The 18,512-nt window shown below is 51.4% G+C and carries 20 protein-coding genes and 1 pseudogene; 14 read left to right on the top strand and 7 right to left on the bottom strand.

The genetic code is table 11. From position 1 onward, the window contains the following. Positions 1-109: 109 nt before the first annotated feature. Together dkgA and yqhD are read right to left on the bottom strand one after the other, a co-directional pair. Entirely contained in the window at positions 110-937 is an 828-nt protein-coding gene (gene dkgA, locus NMD08_RS04240) for a 2,5-didehydrogluconate reductase DkgA (protein WP_151217720.1), read from the bottom strand. Between the two features lie 103 nt (positions 938-1,040). Then, a complete protein-coding gene (yqhD, locus tag NMD08_RS04245; RefSeq protein ID WP_151217719.1) occupies positions 1,041-2,204 on the bottom strand; it encodes an alcohol dehydrogenase in 1,164 nt (387 codons plus the stop codon). A gap of 193 nt (positions 2,205-2,397) precedes the next feature. Between yqhD and NMD08_RS04250 the strand changes: the two genes are divergently transcribed. Beyond that, complete coding sequence (locus tag NMD08_RS04250; RefSeq protein WP_029139662.1) at positions 2,398-3,297, top strand: AraC family transcriptional regulator; 900 nt, start codon at positions 2,398-2,400, stop codon at positions 3,295-3,297. A gap of 90 nt (positions 3,298-3,387) precedes the next feature. On the opposite strand, the gene yghB is transcribed toward NMD08_RS04250, so the two are convergent. Together yghB and metC are read right to left on the bottom strand one after the other, a co-directional pair. Beyond that, positions 3,388-4,047 carry a DedA family general envelope maintenance protein YghB gene (gene yghB / locus NMD08_RS04255; protein ID WP_187253254.1) on the bottom strand — a complete coding sequence of 220 codons (660 nt, stop codon included), beginning with the start codon at positions 4,045-4,047 and terminating at the stop codon, positions 3,388-3,390. 131 nt (positions 4,048-4,178) lie between these two features. Continuing rightward, the gene (gene metC, locus NMD08_RS04260; protein ID WP_252838758.1) at positions 4,179-5,366 is read right to left on the bottom strand and encodes a cystathionine beta-lyase; all 1,188 of its coding nucleotides are present in this window, start codon (positions 5,364-5,366) and stop codon (positions 4,179-4,181) included. Between the two features lie 250 nt (positions 5,367-5,616). Between metC and exbB the strand changes: the two genes are divergently transcribed. Next, positions 5,617-6,351 (top strand): tol-pal system-associated acyl-CoA thioesterase, encoded by a 735-nt coding sequence (gene exbB, locus NMD08_RS04265; RefSeq protein WP_151217716.1) that lies wholly within the window; start codon positions 5,617-5,619, stop codon positions 6,349-6,351. Between the two features lie 6 nt (positions 6,352-6,357). Beyond that, a complete protein-coding gene (gene exbD, locus NMD08_RS04270; RefSeq protein WP_151217715.1) occupies positions 6,358-6,783 on the top strand; it encodes a TonB system transport protein ExbD in 426 nt (141 codons plus the stop codon). A 69-nt stretch (positions 6,784-6,852) separates the two neighbouring features. Here the strand turns inward: exbD and NMD08_RS04275 are convergent, their stop codons facing one another. After that, the gene (locus NMD08_RS04275) at positions 6,853-7,260 is read right to left on the bottom strand and encodes a cytoplasmic protein (RefSeq protein WP_187259009.1); all 408 of its coding nucleotides are present in this window, start codon (positions 7,258-7,260) and stop codon (positions 6,853-6,855) included. Position 7,261: 1 nt separating this feature from the next. Beyond that, a complete protein-coding gene (locus NMD08_RS04280) occupies positions 7,262-7,666 on the bottom strand; it encodes a hypothetical protein (protein WP_187253251.1) in 405 nt (134 codons plus the stop codon). A 104-nt stretch (positions 7,667-7,770) separates the two neighbouring features. Between NMD08_RS04280 and NMD08_RS04285 the strand changes: the two genes are divergently transcribed. Continuing rightward, positions 7,771-8,274, top strand: coding sequence for an ESA_00282 family adhesion-associated protein (locus tag NMD08_RS04285; protein ID WP_151217713.1), 504 nt, complete (start codon positions 7,771-7,773; stop codon positions 8,272-8,274). Positions 8,275-8,343: 69 nt separating this feature from the next. Here NMD08_RS04285 and NMD08_RS04290 read toward each other — a convergent pair whose 3' ends face one another. Next, positions 8,344-9,384: an aldo/keto reductase gene (locus tag NMD08_RS04290; RefSeq protein WP_187253250.1), complete on the bottom strand. Its 1,041-nt coding sequence runs from the start codon at positions 9,382-9,384 to the stop codon at positions 8,344-8,346. 231 nt (positions 9,385-9,615) lie between these two features. Between NMD08_RS04290 and NMD08_RS04295 the strand changes: the two are divergent. From NMD08_RS04295 to hypA, 10 genes and pseudogenes are all read left to right on the top strand, one after another. Continuing rightward, positions 9,616-9,801 (top strand): annotated as a pseudogene (locus NMD08_RS04295) (dienelactone hydrolase family protein); the annotation flags it as partial. A 197-nt stretch (positions 9,802-9,998) separates the two neighbouring features. Next, positions 9,999-11,639, top strand: a complete 1,641-nt coding sequence (locus NMD08_RS04300; RefSeq protein WP_187253249.1) for a methyl-accepting chemotaxis protein — start codon at positions 9,999-10,001, stop codon at positions 11,637-11,639. An 85-nt stretch (positions 11,640-11,724) separates the two neighbouring features. Then, the gene (locus tag NMD08_RS04305) at positions 11,725-12,012 is read left to right on the top strand and encodes a DUF2623 family protein (protein ID WP_151224347.1); all 288 of its coding nucleotides are present in this window, start codon (positions 11,725-11,727) and stop codon (positions 12,010-12,012) included. 190 nt (positions 12,013-12,202) lie between these two features. After that, positions 12,203-13,321, top strand: coding sequence for a hydrogenase 2 small subunit (gene hybO, locus NMD08_RS04310; RefSeq protein ID WP_040233985.1), 1,119 nt, complete (start codon positions 12,203-12,205; stop codon positions 13,319-13,321). A 2-nt stretch (positions 13,322-13,323) separates the two neighbouring features. Beyond that, positions 13,324-14,310, top strand: a complete 987-nt coding sequence (gene hybA, locus NMD08_RS04315; RefSeq protein ID WP_187253248.1) for a hydrogenase 2 operon protein HybA — start codon at positions 13,324-13,326, stop codon at positions 14,308-14,310. Further along, positions 14,300-15,478, top strand: a complete 1,179-nt coding sequence (gene hybB, locus NMD08_RS04320; protein WP_003024479.1) for a Ni/Fe-hydrogenase cytochrome b subunit — start codon at positions 14,300-14,302, stop codon at positions 15,476-15,478. Before hybA ends, hybB begins: the two co-directional genes overlap by 11 nt. Continuing rightward, a complete protein-coding gene (gene hybC / locus NMD08_RS04325; protein ID WP_003024476.1) occupies positions 15,475-17,178 on the top strand; it encodes a hydrogenase 2 large subunit in 1,704 nt (567 codons plus the stop codon). Before hybB ends, hybC begins: the two co-directional genes overlap by 4 nt. Next, the gene (locus NMD08_RS04330) at positions 17,178-17,672 is read left to right on the top strand and encodes a HyaD/HybD family hydrogenase maturation endopeptidase (RefSeq protein ID WP_003024473.1); all 495 of its coding nucleotides are present in this window, start codon (positions 17,178-17,180) and stop codon (positions 17,670-17,672) included. The genes hybC and NMD08_RS04330 overlap by 1 nt, the downstream gene beginning before the upstream one ends. Beyond that, the gene (hybE, locus tag NMD08_RS04335; protein ID WP_151217711.1) at positions 17,665-18,153 is read left to right on the top strand and encodes a hydrogenase-2 assembly chaperone; all 489 of its coding nucleotides are present in this window, start codon (positions 17,665-17,667) and stop codon (positions 18,151-18,153) included. Before NMD08_RS04330 ends, hybE begins: the two co-directional genes overlap by 8 nt. After that, entirely contained in the window at positions 18,146-18,487 is a 342-nt protein-coding gene (hypA, locus tag NMD08_RS04340; RefSeq protein WP_003024462.1) for a hydrogenase maturation nickel metallochaperone HypA, read from the top strand. Before hybE ends, hypA begins: the two co-directional genes overlap by 8 nt. Positions 18,488-18,512: the final 25 nt, after the last annotated feature.

Here is an 18,512-nt window from a genome sequence, read left to right on the forward strand (position 1 = left end):
ATGCTGCTCCAGGGATTGCAAGAAATACATCAATATATGTGTGTGAATTGTTTCCTGATATTTCAAATCAGAAAAGGCCCGACGAGAGTGTCGGGCTGGAAGGAAGGGGTTAACCGCCGAACTGGTCTGGATCGGGTCCCAGACGTTTACCCTGATCGAGTTTCGCGATTTCGCCTAATTCATCTTTATCCAGGCGGAAGTCCCAGACGTTAAAGTTTTCTACGATACGCGCAGGAGTGACCGATTTCGGAATCACCACCAGGCCGCTATCCAGATGCCAGCGGATGACAATCTGCGCGGGTGATTTGCCATATTTCTCTGCGAGGTCACGGATTATCTTTTGATCGAAGACATCTTTGCCGCCCTGCGCCAGTGGACTCCAGGATTCGGTCTGGATTTTATGTGTGGCGTTCCAGGCGTGCAGTTGGCGTTGTTGCATGAGCGGGTGAAGTTCTATCTGATTAATCACCGGAGGTACGCCGGTTTCATCCATTAGCCGCTGGAGATGGTTTATCTGAAAGTTGCACACGCCGATGCTCTTAATCAGCCCTTCTTTTTGCAGGTCTATCATGCTTTCCCACGCTTCAACGTAGTGGTCGATCGCCGGAACGGGCCAATGCATCAGATACAGATCGAGGTAATCAAGCTGGAGTTTCTCCATGCTTTCGAGTAAGGCTTCCCGGGGGCGTTTCTGGTCATCATTCCACAGCTTAGTGGTAATGAATAACGCTTCCCGCGGCACGCCTGCATCGCGTATTGCTTTGCCGACACCTTCTTCATTTTTGTACGCTGCCGCGGTATCGATTGAGCGATACCCCACTTCCAGCGCTTTATGAATGGCGGTGATGACTTCTTCGTTGCTTGCCTTCCAGACCCCCAGGCCCAGTTGTGGCATGACGTTGCCATCCTGTAGTTTTATAATGGTTGGAGTGGTCATAATTCCCCCCTTAATGTCTGTCACCGGAACATACTCCGGTGACATAGGTGTGACTTAAGCCTGGTATAAATACCCAAAAACGAAAGGTGGAGGTCAAAAAACCTTAGCGGGCAGCTTCGTAAATCCGACGGCTGACGTCGAGCGTAATGTCCTGATGTTCTCCCAGTTTCGTATTCCCATGGGCTTCCAGTTTTTCCAGTAACGCCGGGATAGAACTGCCGTCCAGACCGTAGTCAGACAGGCGAGTCGGTACGCCCATTTGCTCGAAGAAAGCGCGGGTTGCTGCAATGGCGGCATCGATGCGCTGGTCATCGCTTCCTTCGGTGATATTCCACACGCGTTCAGCATACTGCAGCAATTTGGCGCGCTTGGCATCGCGTTTTTCATTCCACAGCGCAGGCAGAACGATGGCCAACGTTTGGGCATGATCGAGACCATGCATTGCGGTCAGTTCGTGACCCAGCATATGCGTTGCCCAGTCCTGTGGTACGCCTGCACCAATCAGGCCGTTGAGTGCCTGGGTTGCCGCCCACATGACGTTTGCACGGACGTTGTAATTTTCCGGCTCCTGCAATGCTTTCGGGCCTTCTTCGATAAGCGTCAGCAGAATGCCTTCGGCAAAGCGATCCTGAATTTTCCCGTCGACCGGATAGGTCACATACTGCTCAACGGTATGAACGAACGCATCCACGACACCGTTAGCAACCTGACGCGGCGGCAGTGTATAGGTGTAAACCGGATCCAGCACGGCAAATACCGGCTGCACAAACGGGGTCATAAAGGCCAGTTTATCGCCAGTTGTTTTACGTGAAATTACCGCACCGGAGTTAGATTCAGAGCCGGTAGCTGGCAGGGTTAATACGGAGCCCATCGGGATGGCGCTTTTTACGTCATTACCGTGGGTTTCCAGAATACGCCATGGATCAACGCCGTCCGCGTACTGTGCCGCAGCCGCGATGAATTTGGTGCCATCCAGCACTGAACCACCGCCCACCGCCAGCAGGAACGTCACTTTCTCATCACGTACGATTTTTACCGCGTTCATTAGCGTTTCATAAGACGGGTTCGGCTCAATACCGCCAAACTCAATCACGTCCAGACCTTTTAGCGCGTCCTGAACCTGTGCCAGAACGCCGGTTTTTTTCACGCTGCCGCCGCCGTAGGTAACCAGTACGCGAGCGTCCTGAGGGATTTGATCGCGCAACTGTGCAATTGCGCCTTTACCAAACAGAATGCGGGTTGGGGTATGGAGATTAAAATTGTTCATTGCTCGTTCCCTTATGTGGGTAAAAAAGAGGGCAGGAGAGTATCTGCCGGATGATGAACATTGTGGTCGTCAGTCGCGTAGCTCTCAATGCTCATTTCTGCCGATGTCTTGCCCATTTCTACAGACGACTGGAGAAAAAGTATAAATCTGCGCATTATGGCAGAGTTACAAACCGATGATGAACTGGTGCTCTATGAACCGTGATGAGATCTGCCTTCTGCTGACAGATAAAATTAAGCAGTTGAAAAATAATGAAAATAAACTCAGCGAACTGCTGCCAGATGTTCGTCTGCTCCACGGTACTGAGCCAGCGGCGCGTACACCGGTGATGTATCAGCCTGGCATCATATTTCTCTTTTCGGGGCATAAAATTGGTTATATCAATGAACGCGTATTTCGTTATGACGCCAACGAATATCTGTTGCTGACAGTACCTTTACCCTTTGAATGTGAAACGTATGCGACGCCGGAGGTTCCACTGGCCGGTATTTACCTGAATGTCGATATTCTGCAATTGCAGGAGCTGTTGATGGACATTGGGGAAGACGAGCTGTTCCAGCCCGCCATGGCGGCCAGCGGGATCAACTCCGCGACGCTCTCTGACGAAATTCTCTGTGCCGCTGAGCGTCTGCTGGATGTGATGGAACGGCCGCTGGATGCGCGTATTCTGGGAAAACAGATCATTCGCGAGATCCTCTACCATGTGCTGACCGGGCCGCGTGGCGGCGCGTTACTTGCGCTGGTTAGTCGCCAGACGCATTTCAGTTTGATAAGCCGGGTGTTGAAGCGAATTGAAACCAAATACACCGAAAACCTCAATGTAGAACAGCTGGCGGCAGAAGCGAACATGAGCGTGTCGGCGTTTCATCATAATTTTAAAGCGGTGACCAGCACATCGCCGCTGCAATATCTCAAGAGTTATCGGCTGCATAAAGCACGGATGATGATGATCCACGACGGAATGAAGGCCAGCGCGGCCGCCATGCGTGTCGGCTATGAGAGCGCATCGCAATTCAGTCGTGAGTTTAAACGTTTCTTTGGCGTAACGCCGGGAGAGGATGCGGCCAGAATAAGAATGATGCAGGGGAGTTGACTTCTTGTCGGCCTGACAGGTACACCGTACGCCTTAAAGCTGCGTGCTATAAGGCGAAATGCCGGAGATTATCCGGCCTACGGATGCGATTCAGGCGCTACAGTATTTTTTTTTAATCACCACGAACAGCGTTCCCAACAGACCTGCGGTTAACAGGGCAATCGGCAGGATCATTAAAAAGGTCATCACCTGATCTTCATGGCGTTTGACGAACGGGATCATGCTCAGCGCATAGCCGAAGCCGGTGACGACCGTGACCCACAGCAGTCCGCTCAGCCAGTTAAAAAACTGGAATCGACGATTAGGAAGCCCTGAAATACCCGCCATTGTTGGCAGCAGGGTACGAACGAATGCCAGAAAGCGTCCGGCCAGCAGCGCCATCAACCCATGTTGATCAAACATACAAGTGGCACGCTGATGATACTTTTCAGGTAATTGCGCCAGCCAGCCTTTTACCGTCCGCGTGTTGCCCAGCCATCGTCCCTGAATGTAGCTCAGCCAGCAGCCCAGACTGGCTGCGGCGGTCAGAATAGCTATGGTAGGTAAAAAACTCATCACGTCCTGAGCGATCAGTGCACCTGCCAGCAATAACAGGCTGTCTCCGGGTAAAAAGGAGGCGGGCAGCAGGCCATTTTCTAAAAACAGTGTGGCGAACATAACGAAGTACACCACGCTCACAACGTGTGGATCCGCCAGCGCGGCAAAATCGTGTTGCCAGAGCGCGGAGACAATATCTTGAATGACTACCATGGACTTTCCTGTGGAACAGCGTTTATGTGTGGATTGTACTCCTGAATTGTCCGGGATGCCTTGATCCCGGACGCAACAATTGCAGACTTTTCCACCAGAAGTGTCTGCATATATGTCCATCTATGGCAATTTTACTCGATTCGGGCAAATCCTGCGGCTAAATCGGCAATCAGATCGTCAACATTCTCTAAACCGATATGCAGACGGATGAGCGTTCCACTGAAGTCCACCTCGCCTTGTGGACGAATTGCCGCAATGTGCTCCGGCTGATTAGCGAGAATCAACGACTCAAAGCCGCCCCAGGAGTAAGCCATGCTGAACAGGTTGAAGTGATCCATATACGCGCTCAGCTCCTCATGATTGAGTTTCTTATTCAATACGAACGAGAACAGACCGCTGCTGCCGGTGAAATCACGCTTCCAGAATTCGTGACCCTTACTGCCGGGCAGCGCTGGGTGGTTCACGCGGGCGACCTGCGGATGGCTGGCCAGCCATTCGGCAACCTTTACGCTGCTTTCATGATGCTGACGCAGGCGTACGCTCAGCGTACGCAGTCCACGGCTGGTCATATAGGCAGTATCGGCATCCAACATTTGTCCCATCAGATACGCATTTTCGCGCAGTTGATCCCAGCAGCGGGCATTGGATACCGCCGTGCCGACCATGCCATCGGAATGACCAATCAGATATTTGGTGCCAGCCTGAATAGAAACATCGATGCCAAAATCCAGCGCTTTGAACAGCACCCCGGCAGCCCAGGTGTTATCAATCATGATGATCGCGTCAGGTGCAACGCTTCTGACGGCGGCAACAATAGCCGGAACATCATGCACTTCCATGGTGACAGAGCCGGGCGATTCCAAAAATACGACTTTGGTGTTCGGCTGCATGTGCTTCACTATATCGGCGCCAACCAGCGGATCGAACCAGCCGGTGGACACGCCAAGCTTGCCGAGAATTTTTGTGCAGAAATCCTGGCTGGGTTCATAGGCGGTGTTGGTCATCAGCACATGATCGCCTTGCTCCACAAAAGCGAGGATGGTGTTTGCCACGGCTGCCGCGCCGCAGGGGAATAAGGCGCAACCTGCCCCGCCTTCCAGTTCACACATCGCCTCCTGCAGGGAGAAATGCGTCAGGGTTCCGCGACGTCCGTAAAAAAGTGCGCCGTTAGCCCGGTTATGGGTAGCCTGTTTTTTGGCCTCTAAGGTGTCAAAAACCAGCGAAGAAGCGCGCTGGATCACGCTATTTACCGAGCCCAGCGTGTACTTTTTACTGCGCCCTGCATGCACAAGTTTGGTTTCAAGTTGTTTATCTGCCATGTTGTTTGACCTGTTTTTATACGTCTGGATGTCTAAACTACCATGAATCAAAGATGACGCATCCCGCAGAACAGGCATACAGTAGAAAATAATCTCAAACTGCGTCTGGTGACTTTTTTACTGCGTAAGCGCAAGGAAAAGAAACCAAAGGTGCGGCACTATGTAAATAGTAATGAGAACGACTATCAATTCGACGTCGTTTTGATATCATTACGCACAGATTTTGTGACTTGCGTCCTGGAGATACAGAGTGGGTAATAATTTGATGCAGACGGACCTTTCCGTCTGGGGTATGTATCAGCACGCCGATATCGTGGTTAAGTGCGTGATGATTGGGCTGATTTTGGCGTCAGTGGTCACCTGGGCAATTTTCTTTAGTAAGAGCCTTGAGTTCTTTACTCAGAAACGCCGCCTTAAGCGCGAGCAGCAACTGCTGGTGGATGCTCGCTCTTTAGACCAGGCAAGTGAGATTGCCGCAGGATTCGATGGCAAAAGCCTGGGCGCGCTGTTGATTAACGAGGCGCAGAATGAGCTGGAACTGTCTGAAGGTAGCGACGACAACGAAGGTATTAAAGAACGTACTGGTTTCCGTCTGGAGCGTCGTGTCGCGGCGGTAGGGCGTCATATGGGGCGCGGTAACGGATACCTGGCGACCATCGGGGCTATCTCTCCGTTCGTCGGGCTGTTCGGTACGGTATGGGGCATCATGAATAGCTTCATCGGGATCGCGCAAACCCAAACGACCAACCTGGCCGTTGTTGCGCCGGGTATCGCAGAAGCGCTGTTAGCCACCGCGATTGGTCTGGTTGCAGCAATTCCTGCAGTTGTTATCTATAACGTTTTCGCACGTCAGATTGGCAGCTATAAAGCGATGCTGGGCGATGTCGCGGCGCAGGTGCTGTTGCTGCAAAGTCGCGATCTCGACCTGAACGCTAGCGCATCCGCGCATCCGGTACGTGCTGCGCAGAAATTACGTGTAGGATAATGTTCCATGGCAATGAGCTTTAATGAAAACCTGGACGATAACGGTGAAATGCATGAAATAAACGTGACGCCGTTTATCGACGTTATGTTGGTTTTATTGATCATCTTTATGGTGGCTGCGCCGTTGGCAACGGTGGATGTGAAGGTGAATCTCCCTGCTTCCACCAGCACACCGCAACCGCGTCCGGAAAAACCGGTTTACCTGTCTGTGAAAGCCGATAAGAGTATGTTTATTGGCAACAACCAGGTGACGGACGATACCATGATTAGCGAGTTAAATACGCTGACTGATGGCAAGAAAGACACTACGATCTTCTTCCGTGCGGATAAAACCGTCGATTATGAAACCATGATGAAGGTTATGGATGCTTTGCATCAGGCGGGGTTCCTGAAGATTGGTCTGGTTGGTGAAGAGACTGTAAAAGCGAAGTAATCCTCATTGCCGGGTGGGGGGGCGCCTTACCCGGCCTGCAGCTCCTGATTCAACGTTCTCCACTCGCCCTTATCTGTCTTCATCCAGGGCGACTGTCGTTATCCTGGTTGGCTCGTAGTTGCCTTCAGACAGTTTACGCGTCAGGCGAAGGGTGGCTGTTTCTCGCCTGAGAATATGCTGATATGCGCTTTCCAGCCGGGTCATTATTTTGTCCCGCAGTTCCGGTTGCTGCTCCATAATGGCCTCAATGGCGGCGCCGTAGATCTCTTCTTTAGCTTGTAGCGCATAAATCTCACGGCGATTTTGCCATTTCATTCGTACCAGCGCGGCGGGGATAGAAACAATCTCCTGAGCGACGCTTTCCAGCGTCGCGTTTTTATTGGCAATCAACACGGCTAAATTTTGCTTTAAGACAAACTCATCGCTTTTATGGTCATCTAAAGCCAAATAAACATTATTATCCTCAATATCTTTCATTTTATTTCTTTTCCAGAGAATAAAAAATAGGATCGCTGGTTTCACGTGTGATTAAATTAAGCCAAATTTTATTACCTTGCTCATTTATGATAGCTGTTTTTGTGGACAAAATTTTACTTAATTCTTGAGCGTTAATGTCGCCTTCTGCTTGTAGTGAATTGAGCAAGCGAGTGAATGACTCAATTTTCGCGGCACGAAACAAACGCTCTTTTAAATGACGATCGCACTCTTCAAATAACATATTGCGTGCCTGACCGGTAGCTGTAGCACTAATCAAAATATCGGGTTCGTAATCGCTTAACGTTCTCTTTCCCTGATTCAAATTTTCACTATTATCTACGGGTTCAGTATTGGTAGATGGACTGGATAAGTGAAAATGCGAGGGAACAAGATGCTCGGGAAGCATGTTGAAATATCCTTTGATGCCAATGATATGTTGTTTTAAATAAATCAGGCCGCGTTGACAATAGCATGGCGTAATTTTAAAATCAAAAAAAATGGAGCCAGTATATGAACAGTATATTTTATTCTGTTATAACCCTGCTATTGCTGACCTGCGGGGTGCTTTTTTTAATGCGCAGTGCAAATAAAAACCGATATGCAGAAAATGGACATTCTGAAAACCAGCCGGAAATGCTGAGTAAAGAAGAAGGCGAGGACCATTTCTCGGTATTGATGAATTCGATTACCCCAGTCTGGTATTGGCGCGTTAATCACGAATATATCGATTTTATCCACTCCACGATCAAACGGATGACAATGGTGGAGTTGAATGAGATTCCTGGATTATTTGATGCACAGCGGCGTTGCAGCGACCTCAACTCTGCGGTGTATAAATATTACGACAATATTAAAAAACGCTGTTTGAGCGGTGAGAAGGTCCCGCATGCTGACCTGGACGTGCTCAACCTGCGTCAGTGCTTCAGGGAGTTCAGTCTTGAGGCTTATCCTGCACTTGTCGCGCTGGTCTGGCCGGAGTATCAACGCCCGGAGATCAACGCGGAAGAAGTGTGAGGGGACTGTCGGGTCTGCATTACGTGCCGGGGAGGTTAACGACACCTTCCGGCACGGAGTGATAAACAGCTATTTGTCCGATGAGGCCTGCCACAGGTTCAGCTTACCGTCTGCGACGTGCTTATCGATCTGCGCCAGTTCTTCGGCACTGAACGTCAGGTTCGCCAACGCCTGAACGTTTTCCTCCAGTTGCTCCGGCCGGCTGGCGCCAATTAATACCGAAGTCACCCGGTTGTCTTTCAGCAGCCAGCTTAAGGCCATTTGCGCCATCGACTGTCCTCGCTGTTGCGCCATCTCATTGAGCAAACGCAGGCTGGTAAGATTTTCTTCCGTCAGCATGTTTTCCGTCAGCCCACGGGCTTTTTTCCCTTCACGTTGCATGCGTGAACCTTCCGGAATGCCGTTGAGGTATTTCCCCGTCAGCAGCCCCTGGGCCAACGGCGTAAATGCGATACAGCCCATGCCGTTGGATTCCAGTGTATCCAGCAAACCGCTACTGTCTACCCAGCGGTTAAGCAGGTTGTAAGAAGGCTGGTGGATCAGCAACGGAATTTTCCACTCCCGCATCAGCTCGGCCATTTTCTGCGTACGCTCCGGGGAATAGGATGAGATACCGACATACAGCGCTTTACCGCTTTGCACCGCATGGGCCAGGGCTGAGGCGGTCTCTTCCATTGGCGTATTTTCGTCAACGCGGTGTGAGTAGAAGATATCGACATAGTCGAGGCCCATGCGTTTCAGGCTCTGGTCGAGGCTGGCGAGCAGGTATTTGCGCGAACCGCCAGAACCGTATGGACCTGGCCACATGTCATAGCCTGCTTTGCTGGAGATGATCAGCTCATCACGATATTGTGCAAAATCCTCGCGCAGTAATCGGCCAAAATTCTCTTCTGCGCTGCCCGGAGGCGGTCCATAGTTATTGGCTAAATCAAAATGCGTGATGCCTAAATCAAATGCTTTACGCAGCAGGGCGCGCTGTGAATCCAGCGCCTGAACGTGCCCAAAACTGTGCCATAAACCCAGCGATAGCGCGGGTAAACGCAAACCGCTGCGCCCACAGTAACGATAGAGCATCTGCTCGTAACGTTCAGGATTGGCAAACCAGGCCATGAGATCTCCTTAGTGCAGGTGAATTTCGAAACAACGTTTCTATTCTAGCGGGTTCCCGCTGAAGATCCCGTTCACCAGGTCACACTGGGATGAAAAACTGGGTAAAAACAGACCACTGTGTTTTGCGTATAAAAACATCAATCAGGAGCGCTGCCATGCCGCGTTTAACTGCGAAAGACTTTCCACAAGAGTTGCTCGATTACTATGACGGTATCCAAATTAATGAGGGGGCCTGCTTATGAGGAGGCACTCAAGGCCAATAAGAGAGTCTATGAGGCATATATCTATCCCGGCGTTAATCATGGTTTTCATAATGATTCGACACCACGTTATGATAAGACTGCTGCTGATTTATCCTGGAAACGCACTCTTACATGGTTTAATGAATATTTACGATATAAAACAAAGGATTATTAAATGATTCAGGCTAATCATCTGAATAGTAATGCTAGCTAATTTCATTAGCATTCATGTTGATATAGTGTAAATAGATATTGAATGTACTTAAGAAAGTAAAAAAATAAAGAACGCATTATATCTTCTCTGTTGCCTGCCGATAACAAGGATAAGTATCGCCTGATGGCGAATTCCTCATCAATGGCAAGGAAATTATTATGCGTTTGCTGAAAAACTTCACTATTCGTATTGTCATGTTGGCAATACTGGGACTTTTTTGCCTGCTCTGGTCGGGCGTGGGTTTATTCAGTCTTCATTCTTTATCAAAAATATCTGAAGGCAATGATATTGACCGTCATCTCGTCCATCAGATGACGGTGCTCAGTCAGGGGAACGATCAGTACTTTCGCTTCGTTACGCGGTTAAGTCGCGCCATGGACGTCAAAATGAGTGGCGGAACGCCTGATTTTGCGCCGGCGCAGCAGTCCCTTGAGAACATGAGCAAAAAACTCCAGGAGATGAAAACATTGTCTCCAGGCCCCATGGATCCGGAAGTTGCCGCGGCGGTACTGACGAAGTGGCAGGCGCTGCTGGACAATGGCGTGATCCCGCAAATGCAGCTGGCAAAGCAGGGCACGCTCACGGCCTTTGCGGAACATGCCAGCACCATAACGCCAGCGCTGAGCCGTGAATTTGGCGCCAGTGCCGAACGTTTTAACGCCACGGCAGGAGAGCGGCTTGATACCACCCGTGTTATGGTCGATGGCAAAACGTCTATCATCCGGACGTTAATTATTACTGCCGTGATCCTCGGTATTGCCCTACTGTTCTTTACCGACCGTTACCTCGTCGCCATGATGGTGAAACCTCTGGGACGCATCCGTCAGCAGTTCCAACAGATTGCGCAGGGCGATCTCAGCCATCCTATTGAAGATTTTGGGCGTAACTGCGTGGGCCAACTGGTGCCGTTACTATGCGCGATGCAGGACAGCCTGCGCGAAGCCGTCAGTACCATTCGTTCAGGTAGTGACAACATCTGGCGAGGAGCTACGGAAATTTCCACCGGTAATAACGATCTCTCCTCACGTACTGAAGAGCAGGCTGCGGCGCTGGAAGAGACCGCTGCCAGCATGGAGCAACTGACCGCCACGGTAAAACTTAACGCCGAAAATGCGCGTGAGGCCAGCCAGCTTGCCGATACGGCGACAGAGACGGCAGGTAAAGGCAGCACGCTGGTTTCTGAAGTGGTTGAGACGATGGATGGCATTGCCGCCAGCTCGAAACAGATCGCCGAAATTACGTCTGTTATTAACAGTATTGCTTTCCAGACCAACATTCTGGCGCTTAACGCCGCAGTTGAAGCTGCCAGAGCGGGCGAGCAGGGACGTGGTTTTGCCGTCGTTGCTGGTGAAGTACGTAACCTTGCCAGCCGGAGCGCCGGAGCGGCGAAAGAAATTGAGACGCTGATTGGCGAATCGTCGCGTCGTGTCGATCAGGGCGCTCGTCTGGTTAAAGAGACGGGATTAACCATGGAGGCAATTCTCCGCGGTGCCACCGAAGTGACCGTTATCATGAAACAAATTGCCTCTGCCTCGGAAGAACAGAACAAGGGCATCTCGCAGGTGAGTGTGGCGATCACCCAGATGGATAGCGTCACGCAACAGAACGCTGCATTGGTTGAGCAAGTCTCTGCCGCGGCTGTGGCGCTGGAACGACAAACGGAAGAGCTGCAACGCTCGGTGCAACAGTTCCGCCTGTCTGCGAATGATGTGCAATACGCTGCTGCGAATACCACTTCCCCTTCAGCAGACAGCAAAACGTCTGCGGCCGCCAAAACGGACGAGTGGGTGTCCTTTTAAGCAGGCGCAAAAAAGTACGTGAAACCTCTGGCCTTTGCTTAAAAAATCGCTATATAATTTATTATATAGCGATTGGGGGTTACGCATGGACAATCATTTTGGAAAAGGTCTGATGGCCGGATTAAACGCGTCAAGCGCGGATAGCGCCCGTATGGTGGCCAATTTTTGTGCTGATTATAAACGCGGTTTTATACTGGGATTTTCACATCGTATGTTTGAAAAAACGGGCGATCGGCAGCTTAGCGCGTGGGAGGCGGGCATCCTCACGCGCCGCTATGGCCTGGATAAAGAGATGGTGATGGATTTCTTTAAAGAGAACCAGTCCAGTACGACAATTCGGTTTTTCATGGCTGGCTATCGGCTCGAAGCTTGATCCGAAAGGGGTATTCCGTTGCTTTAATTAATTACACTATTGACCAACACCTTCGTTTTGTTGCTCCGTCGAAGTAATATATCGCACATAACCATATAAAAAGTGTGGTAAATGGCGCGCCGATCGCAATATGCAACATGCGAATGGTGCAAAATAAAAAGCCAGGTCTTCGCAACGGAATAACTATAAAATGACTGGAGATAACTCTCTCATCAATTCGAACGGCATCAATCGCCGTGATTTCATGAAGCTTTGTGCAGCACTGGCCGCTACCATGGGGCTCAGTAGCAAAGCCGCCGCAGAAATGGCCGAATCAGTTTCTCGTCCTCAGCGCCCACCAGTTATCTGGATTGGTGCTCAGGAGTGTACGGGTTGTACTGAATCGCTGCTTCGCGCGACACACCCTACAGTGGAAAACCTCGTTCTGGAGACCATCTCTCTCGAATACCATGAGGTACTCTCTGCCGCCTTCGGCCACCAGGTTGAAGAGAATAAACATAACGCTCTGGAGAAGTACAAAGGGCAATATGTTTTGGTTGTAGATGGTTCTATCCCACTAAAAGATAATGGTATTTACTGCATGGTTGCCGGTGAGCCGATCGTGGATCACATCCGCCGGGCCGCTGAAGGCGCTGCCGCTATCATTGCCATCGGCTCTTGCGCCGCGTGGGGTGGTGTTGCTGCCGCTGGCGTTAACCCAACGGGTGCAGTCGGCTTGCAGGAAGTTCTGCCAGGCAAAACCATTATCAACATCCCCGGCTGTCCGCCGAACCCACATAACTTCCTTGCAACGGTCGCGCATATCATCACTTACGGTAAGCCGCCGAAGCTGGATACCAAAAACCGTCCGACATTCGCCTATGGCCGTTTGATTCACGAACACTGCGAACGTCGCCCGCACTTCGATGCTGGCCGTTTTGCGAAAGAGTTTGGCGATGAAGGCCACCGTGAAGGTTGGTGCCTCTACCATCTGGGCTGTAAAGGACCAGAAACCTACGGTAACTGTTCAACGCTGCAATTCTGCGATGTTGGTGGCGTGTGGCCGGTGGCTATCGGTCACCCTTGCTACGGCTGTAACGAAGAAGGCGTCGGTTTCCATAAAGGTATTCACCAGCTTGCTCATGTAGAAAACCAAACGCCACGTTCCGAGAAACCTGACGTCAATATGAAAGAAGGCGGCAATGTTTCTGCCGGAGCGATTGGGCTGCTTGGCGGCGTAGTAGGACTGGTTGCCGGTGTCAGCGTGATGGCGGTTCGTGAACTGGGGCGTCAGCAGAAGAAAGATAACGCTGACTCACGGGGAGAATAACCGTGAACAGACGTAACTTTATTAAAGCAGCCTCCAGCGGGGCATTGCTGTTGGGCGCCGCGCCGTCCATCAGCCATGCGGCTGCAGAAAACCGTCCGCCGATCCCTGGTTCTTTGGGGATGCTCTATGACTCGACGCTGTGCGTAGGCTGCCAGGCCTGTGTCACCAAGTGTCAGGATATCAACTTCCCGGCGCGTAACCCGGAAGGCGAGCAGACCTGGTCGAACAACGACAAACTGTCTCCGTATACCAATAACATCATCCAGGTGTGGCGTAGCGGAACAGGTGTGAACAAAGACCAGGAAGAAAATGGCTACGCATATATTAAGAAACAGTGCATGCACTGTGTCGATCCGAACTGCGTCTCCGTTTGCCCGGTCTCCGCGCTGAAGAAAGATCCGAAAACCGGCATCGTCCACTATGACAAAGATGTCTGTACAGGCTGTCGTTACTGCATGGTTGCCTGCCCGTACAACGTGCCTAAGTACGACTACAACAACCCGTTTGGTGCGCTTCACAAATGTGAACTGTGTAACCAGAAAGGCGTTGAGCGTCTGGACAAAGGCGGTTTACCGGGTTGTGTTGAAGTGTGTCCTGCCGGTGCGGTGATTTTTGGTACCCGTGAAGAGCTGATGGCTGAGGCGAAAAAACGTCTCGCGCTGAAGCCTGGCAGCGAATACCACTATCCGCGTCAAACGGTGAAAGCAGGCGATACCTACCTGCATACGGTACCGAAGTATTACCCCCATCTGTACGGTGAGAATGAGGGGGGTGGTACGCAGGTTATGGTGCTGACGGGTGTTCCTTACGAGGATTTGGATCTGCCGAAACTGGATGATCTTTCAACCGGTGCGCGTTCCGAACATGTTCAACATTCCCTGTACAAGGGCATGATACTACCCCTGGCTGCGCTGGCGGGCTTAACCGTGCTGGTTCGTCGTAACACGAAAAACGACCATCACGATGGAGGAGACGATCATGAGTCATGATCCTAAACCGCTGGGCGGAAAAATAATCAGCAAACCGGTCATTATTTTTGGGCCGCTTATCGTCCTGTGCATGCTCCTGATCGTGAAACGTCTGGTCTTCGGATTGGGTTCAGTCTCCGATCTGAACGGCGGTTTCCCATGGGGTGTATGGATTGCATTTGACCTGTTGATTGGTACTGGCTTTGCGTGCGGCGGTTGGGCGCTGGCGTGGGCGGTGTATGTTTTCAACAGAGGACAATACCATCCGCTGGTACGTCCGGCGCTGCTGGCGAGCCTGTTTGGCTACTCGCTGGGCGGTCTGTCGATCACCATTGACGTCGGTCGTTACTGGAACCTGCCGTATTTCTACATTCCGGGTCATTTCAATGTGAACTCGGTACTGTTCGAAACGGCGGTCTGTATGACCATCTATATCGGCATCATGGCGCTGGAATTTGCTCCGGCTCTGTTTGAACGTCTTGGGTGGAAAGTTTCTCTCAAGCGTTTGAATAAAGTGATGTTCTTTGTTATTGCCCTCGGCGCGCTGCTGCCAACCATGCACCAGTCTTCAATGGGTTCATTGATGATTTCTGCGGGTTATAAGGTGCATCCGCTCTGGCAAGCTTATGAAATGTTGCCGCTTTTCTCGGTATTAACCGCCTTTATAATGGGCTTCTCGATCGTCATCTTTGAAGGCTCGTTAGTACAAGCTGGTCTGAAAGGTAACGGCCCTGACGAGAAAAGTTTGTTCATCAAGCTGACGAACACCATCAGCGTGCTGTTGGCGATTTTCGTGGTTCTGCGCTTTGGCGAACTGATCTATCGCGACAAGCTGTCGTATGCGTTTGCAGGCGATTTCTACTCAGCCATGTTCTGGCTTGAGGTTGTGCTGATGGTCTTCCCACTGGTGGTGCTGCGCGTCACTAAGCTGCGTAACGACTCGCGCATGCTGTATCTGTCTGCGCTGAGCGCATTGCTGGGTTGTGCGACATGGCGTCTGTCCTATTCGCTGGTGGCGTTCAATCCTGGTGGTGGCTACCACTACTTCCCGACCTGGGAAGAACTGTTGATTTCTATTGGTTTTGTGGCTATTGAGATTTGTGCATACATCGTACTCATTCGTCTACTGCCGATACTTCCTCCTTTAAAACAAAACGATCAAAATCGTCATGAGGCGAGCAAAGCATGAGCCAGAGAATTACTATTGATCCGGTAACCCGTATTGAGGGTCATTTACGCATCGACTGCGAAATCGAAAATGGCGTGGTATCTAAAGCATGGGCTTCCGGTACCATGTGGCGCGGCATGGAAGAAATTGTGAAAAACCGCGATCCGCGCGATGCCTGGATGATTGTGCAGCGTATCTGTGGCGTTTGTACGACCACTCACGCTATCTCTTCCGTTCGTGCTGCAGAAAGCGCGCTGAATATTGATGTTCCGGTAAACGCACAGTATATCCGTAACATCATTCTGGCCGCGCACACCACGCATGACCATATTGTTCACTTCTATCAGCTCTCAGCGCTGGACTGGGTGGATATCACCTCTGCGCTGAAGGCCGATCCAGCGAAAGCGTCTGCCATGCTGAACGGTGTGTCCTCCTGGCACCTGAACAGCGCAGAAGAGTTCACTAAGGTTCAGAACAAGATTAAAGACCTTGTTGCCAGCGGTCAGTTAGGTATTTTTGCCAACGGTTGCTGGGGTCACCCGGCAATGCAACTGCCGCCGGAAGTGAACCTGATTGCGGTCGCTCACTACCTGCAGGCACTGGAATGCCAGCGTGATGCCAACCGCGTTGTGGCGCTGTTGGGCGGTAAAACGCCGCACATCCAGAACCTGGCAGTAGGGGGGGTTGCTAACCCAATTAACCTCGACGGTCTTGGCGTGCTGAACCTTGAACGCCTGATGTACATCAAGTCTTTCATTGATAAGCTGAGCGACTTCGTTGAGCAGGTTTACAAGGTAGATACTGCGGTTATTGCGGCGTTCTATCCTGAGTGGCTGGAACGTGGTCAGGGTGCGGTTAACTATCTGAGCGCACCGGAATTCCCGACTGACGGTAAAAACGGCAGCTTCCTGTTCCCGGGGGGTTACATCACCAATGAAGATCTGTCGACCTATCGTCCGATCACCTCTCACTCCGATGAGTACCTGATCAAAGGGATTCAGGAGAGTGCGAAACACGCGTGGTACAAAGACGAAGCGCCGCAGGCTCCGTGGGAAGGTACAACGGTTCCTGATTACACCGGTTGGTCAGATGACGGTAAGTACTCCTGGGTTAAAGCGCCGACCTTCTACGGTAAAACGGTTGAAGTGGGGCCGCTGGCCAACATGTTGTGTAAACTGGCGGCCAAACGCGAGTCTACTCATGCCAAGCTGAATGAAATCATCGCGATTTACACCAAGCTGACCGGTAAAACTATCGAAGTGTCGCAGTTGCACTCTACGCTGGGCCGTATTATTGGTCGTACCGTTCACTGCTGTGAACTGCAGAACGTTCTGCAGGATCAGTACAACGCGCTGATCGTGAACATCGGTAAAGGCGACCACACCACCTTCGTGAAACCGGATATTCCGGCAACGGGCGAATTCAAAGGTGTTGGTTTCCTCGAAGCGCCGCGCGGTATGCTGTCTCACTGGATGGTGATTAAAGATGGCATTATCAGCAACTACCAGGCGGTTGTACCGTCAACCTGGAACTCTGGCCCACGTAACTTTAATGATGAAGTGGGACCGTATGAGCGCTCGCTGGTAGGAACGCCGATTGCCGATCCAAACAAACCGCTGGAAGTGGTTCGTACCATTCACTCCTTCGACCCTTGTATGTCATGTGCGGTGCATGTGGTGGACGTTGACGGGAACGAAGTGGTCTCAGTTAAGGTTCTGTAATGCGGATATTAGTCTTAGGGGTCGGCAATATTTTGCTGACCGACGAAGCCATCGGGGTACGTATCGTTGAGGCATTAGAGCAACGGTACATCCTGCCAGACTTTGTTGATGTTCTGGACGGTGGTACGGCTGGGATGGAGCTTCTCGGCGATATGGCGAACAGAGATCATCTGATCATTGCTGACGCTATTGTGTCGAAGAAAAACACGCCAGGAACGATGATGGTCCTGCGGGATGAAGAGATCCCGGCGTTGTTTACCAACAAAATCTCACCGCACCAGCTTGGCCTGGCCGACGTTTTGTCGGCCCTGCGTTTCACCGGCGAGTTTCCGAAAAAGCTGACGTTAGTCGGCATTATTCCGGAATCGCTGGAGCCGCATATCGGGCTAACGCCAACGGTCGAAGCGATGATTGAACCTGCGCTTGAGCAGGTTCTTGCCGCGCTTCGCGAATCAGGCGTTGAAGCGATCCCTCGGGAGGCGGCTCATGTCTGAGGAGTTTGTCGGTTTTCAGACGGCCCCGAAGATGCAGATTCAGGCAGCGTTTGAAGAGGTTGCCCGGCGCTCGATGCACGATCTTTCTTTTCTGCATCCGAACATGCCGGTATATGTCTCTGATTTTACGCTGTTTGAAGGGCAGTGGACGGGGTGTGTTATCACACCCTGGATGCTCAGCGCACTGATTTTCCCTGGACCAGACCAGATCTGGCCGGTACGTAAAGTCAGCGAAAAAATCGGGCTGCGTCTGCCGTATGGCGAGATGACCTTTACCGTTGGTGAACTGGAGGGCGTATCGCAATACCTTTCCTGTTCACTGATGTCACCGCTTTCGCACAATATGTCGGCGCAGGAAGGCGTACGCTTGACTGACGATTGCGCGCGAATGCTGTTATCGCTGCCGGTGAGCGATCCAAATGCGCCGCAGCTCAATCGCCGCGCGCTGCTGCTGGGTCGTCGGAACTGCGAAAATGCATGAGCTGTCCCTTTGTCAGAGCGCGGTTGAGATTGTTCAACAGCAGGCAGAGCAGCACGGTGTCAAACGAGTAACCGGCGTTTGGCTGGAAATCGGGGCGCTCTCCTGCGTTGAAGAGAGCGCCGTGCGTTTCAGTTTCGACATCGTCTGTCAGGGGACGCTGGCGCAAGGGTGTGAGCTGCATATTGATTACAAGCCAGCCCAGGCATGGTGCTGGGATTGCAGTCAGGTTGTGGAAATCACCCAGCATGATGCGCAGTGCCCACATTGTCAGGGGGATCGTCTGCGAGTTGATGCGGGCGATTCACTGAAAGTGAAAAGTATTGAAGTCGAATAACCCATAGGTTGCTATGGGGCGGAGT

The organism is Citrobacter meridianamericanus (genome assembly GCF_041320245.1).
GTDB lineage: Bacteria > Pseudomonadota > Gammaproteobacteria > Enterobacterales > Enterobacteriaceae > Citrobacter > Citrobacter meridianamericanus.

Bases quoted from the DNA above. Each gene is read 5' to 3' on its own strand.
- dkgA (WP_151217720.1), bottom strand. From the start codon at position 937: ATGACCACTCCAACCATTATAAAACTACAGGATGGCAACGTCATGCCA.
- yqhD (WP_151217719.1), bottom strand. From the start codon at position 2,204: ATGAACAATTTTAATCTCCATACCCCAACCCGCATTCTGTTTGGTAAA.
- NMD08_RS04250 (WP_029139662.1), top strand. From the start codon at position 2,398: ATGAACCGTGATGAGATCTGCCTTCTGCTGACAGATAAAATTAAGCAG.
- yghB (WP_187253254.1), bottom strand. From the start codon at position 4,047: ATGGTAGTCATTCAAGATATTGTCTCCGCGCTCTGGCAACACGATTTT.
- metC (WP_252838758.1), bottom strand. From the start codon at position 5,366: ATGGCAGATAAACAACTTGAAACCAAACTTGTGCATGCAGGGCGCAGT.
- exbD (WP_151217715.1), top strand. From the start codon at position 6,358: ATGGCAATGAGCTTTAATGAAAACCTGGACGATAACGGTGAAATGCAT.
- NMD08_RS04275 (WP_187259009.1), bottom strand. From the start codon at position 7,260: ATGAAAGATATTGAGGATAATAATGTTTATTTGGCTTTAGATGACCAT.
- NMD08_RS04280 (WP_187253251.1), bottom strand. From the start codon at position 7,666: ATGCTTCCCGAGCATCTTGTTCCCTCGCATTTTCACTTATCCAGTCCA.
- NMD08_RS04285 (WP_151217713.1), top strand. From the start codon at position 7,771: ATGAACAGTATATTTTATTCTGTTATAACCCTGCTATTGCTGACCTGC.
- NMD08_RS04290 (WP_187253250.1), bottom strand. From the start codon at position 9,384: ATGGCCTGGTTTGCCAATCCTGAACGTTACGAGCAGATGCTCTATCGT.
- NMD08_RS04300 (WP_187253249.1), top strand. From the start codon at position 9,999: ATGCGTTTGCTGAAAAACTTCACTATTCGTATTGTCATGTTGGCAATA.
- NMD08_RS04305 (WP_151224347.1), top strand. From the start codon at position 11,725: ATGGACAATCATTTTGGAAAAGGTCTGATGGCCGGATTAAACGCGTCA.
- hybO (WP_040233985.1), top strand. From the start codon at position 12,203: ATGACTGGAGATAACTCTCTCATCAATTCGAACGGCATCAATCGCCGT.
- hybB (WP_003024479.1), top strand. From the start codon at position 14,300: ATGAGTCATGATCCTAAACCGCTGGGCGGAAAAATAATCAGCAAACCG.
- hybC (WP_003024476.1), top strand. From the start codon at position 15,475: ATGAGCCAGAGAATTACTATTGATCCGGTAACCCGTATTGAGGGTCAT.
- NMD08_RS04330 (WP_003024473.1), top strand. From the start codon at position 17,178: ATGCGGATATTAGTCTTAGGGGTCGGCAATATTTTGCTGACCGACGAA.
- hybE (WP_151217711.1), top strand. From the start codon at position 17,665: ATGTCTGAGGAGTTTGTCGGTTTTCAGACGGCCCCGAAGATGCAGATT.
- hypA (WP_003024462.1), top strand. From the start codon at position 18,146: ATGCATGAGCTGTCCCTTTGTCAGAGCGCGGTTGAGATTGTTCAACAG.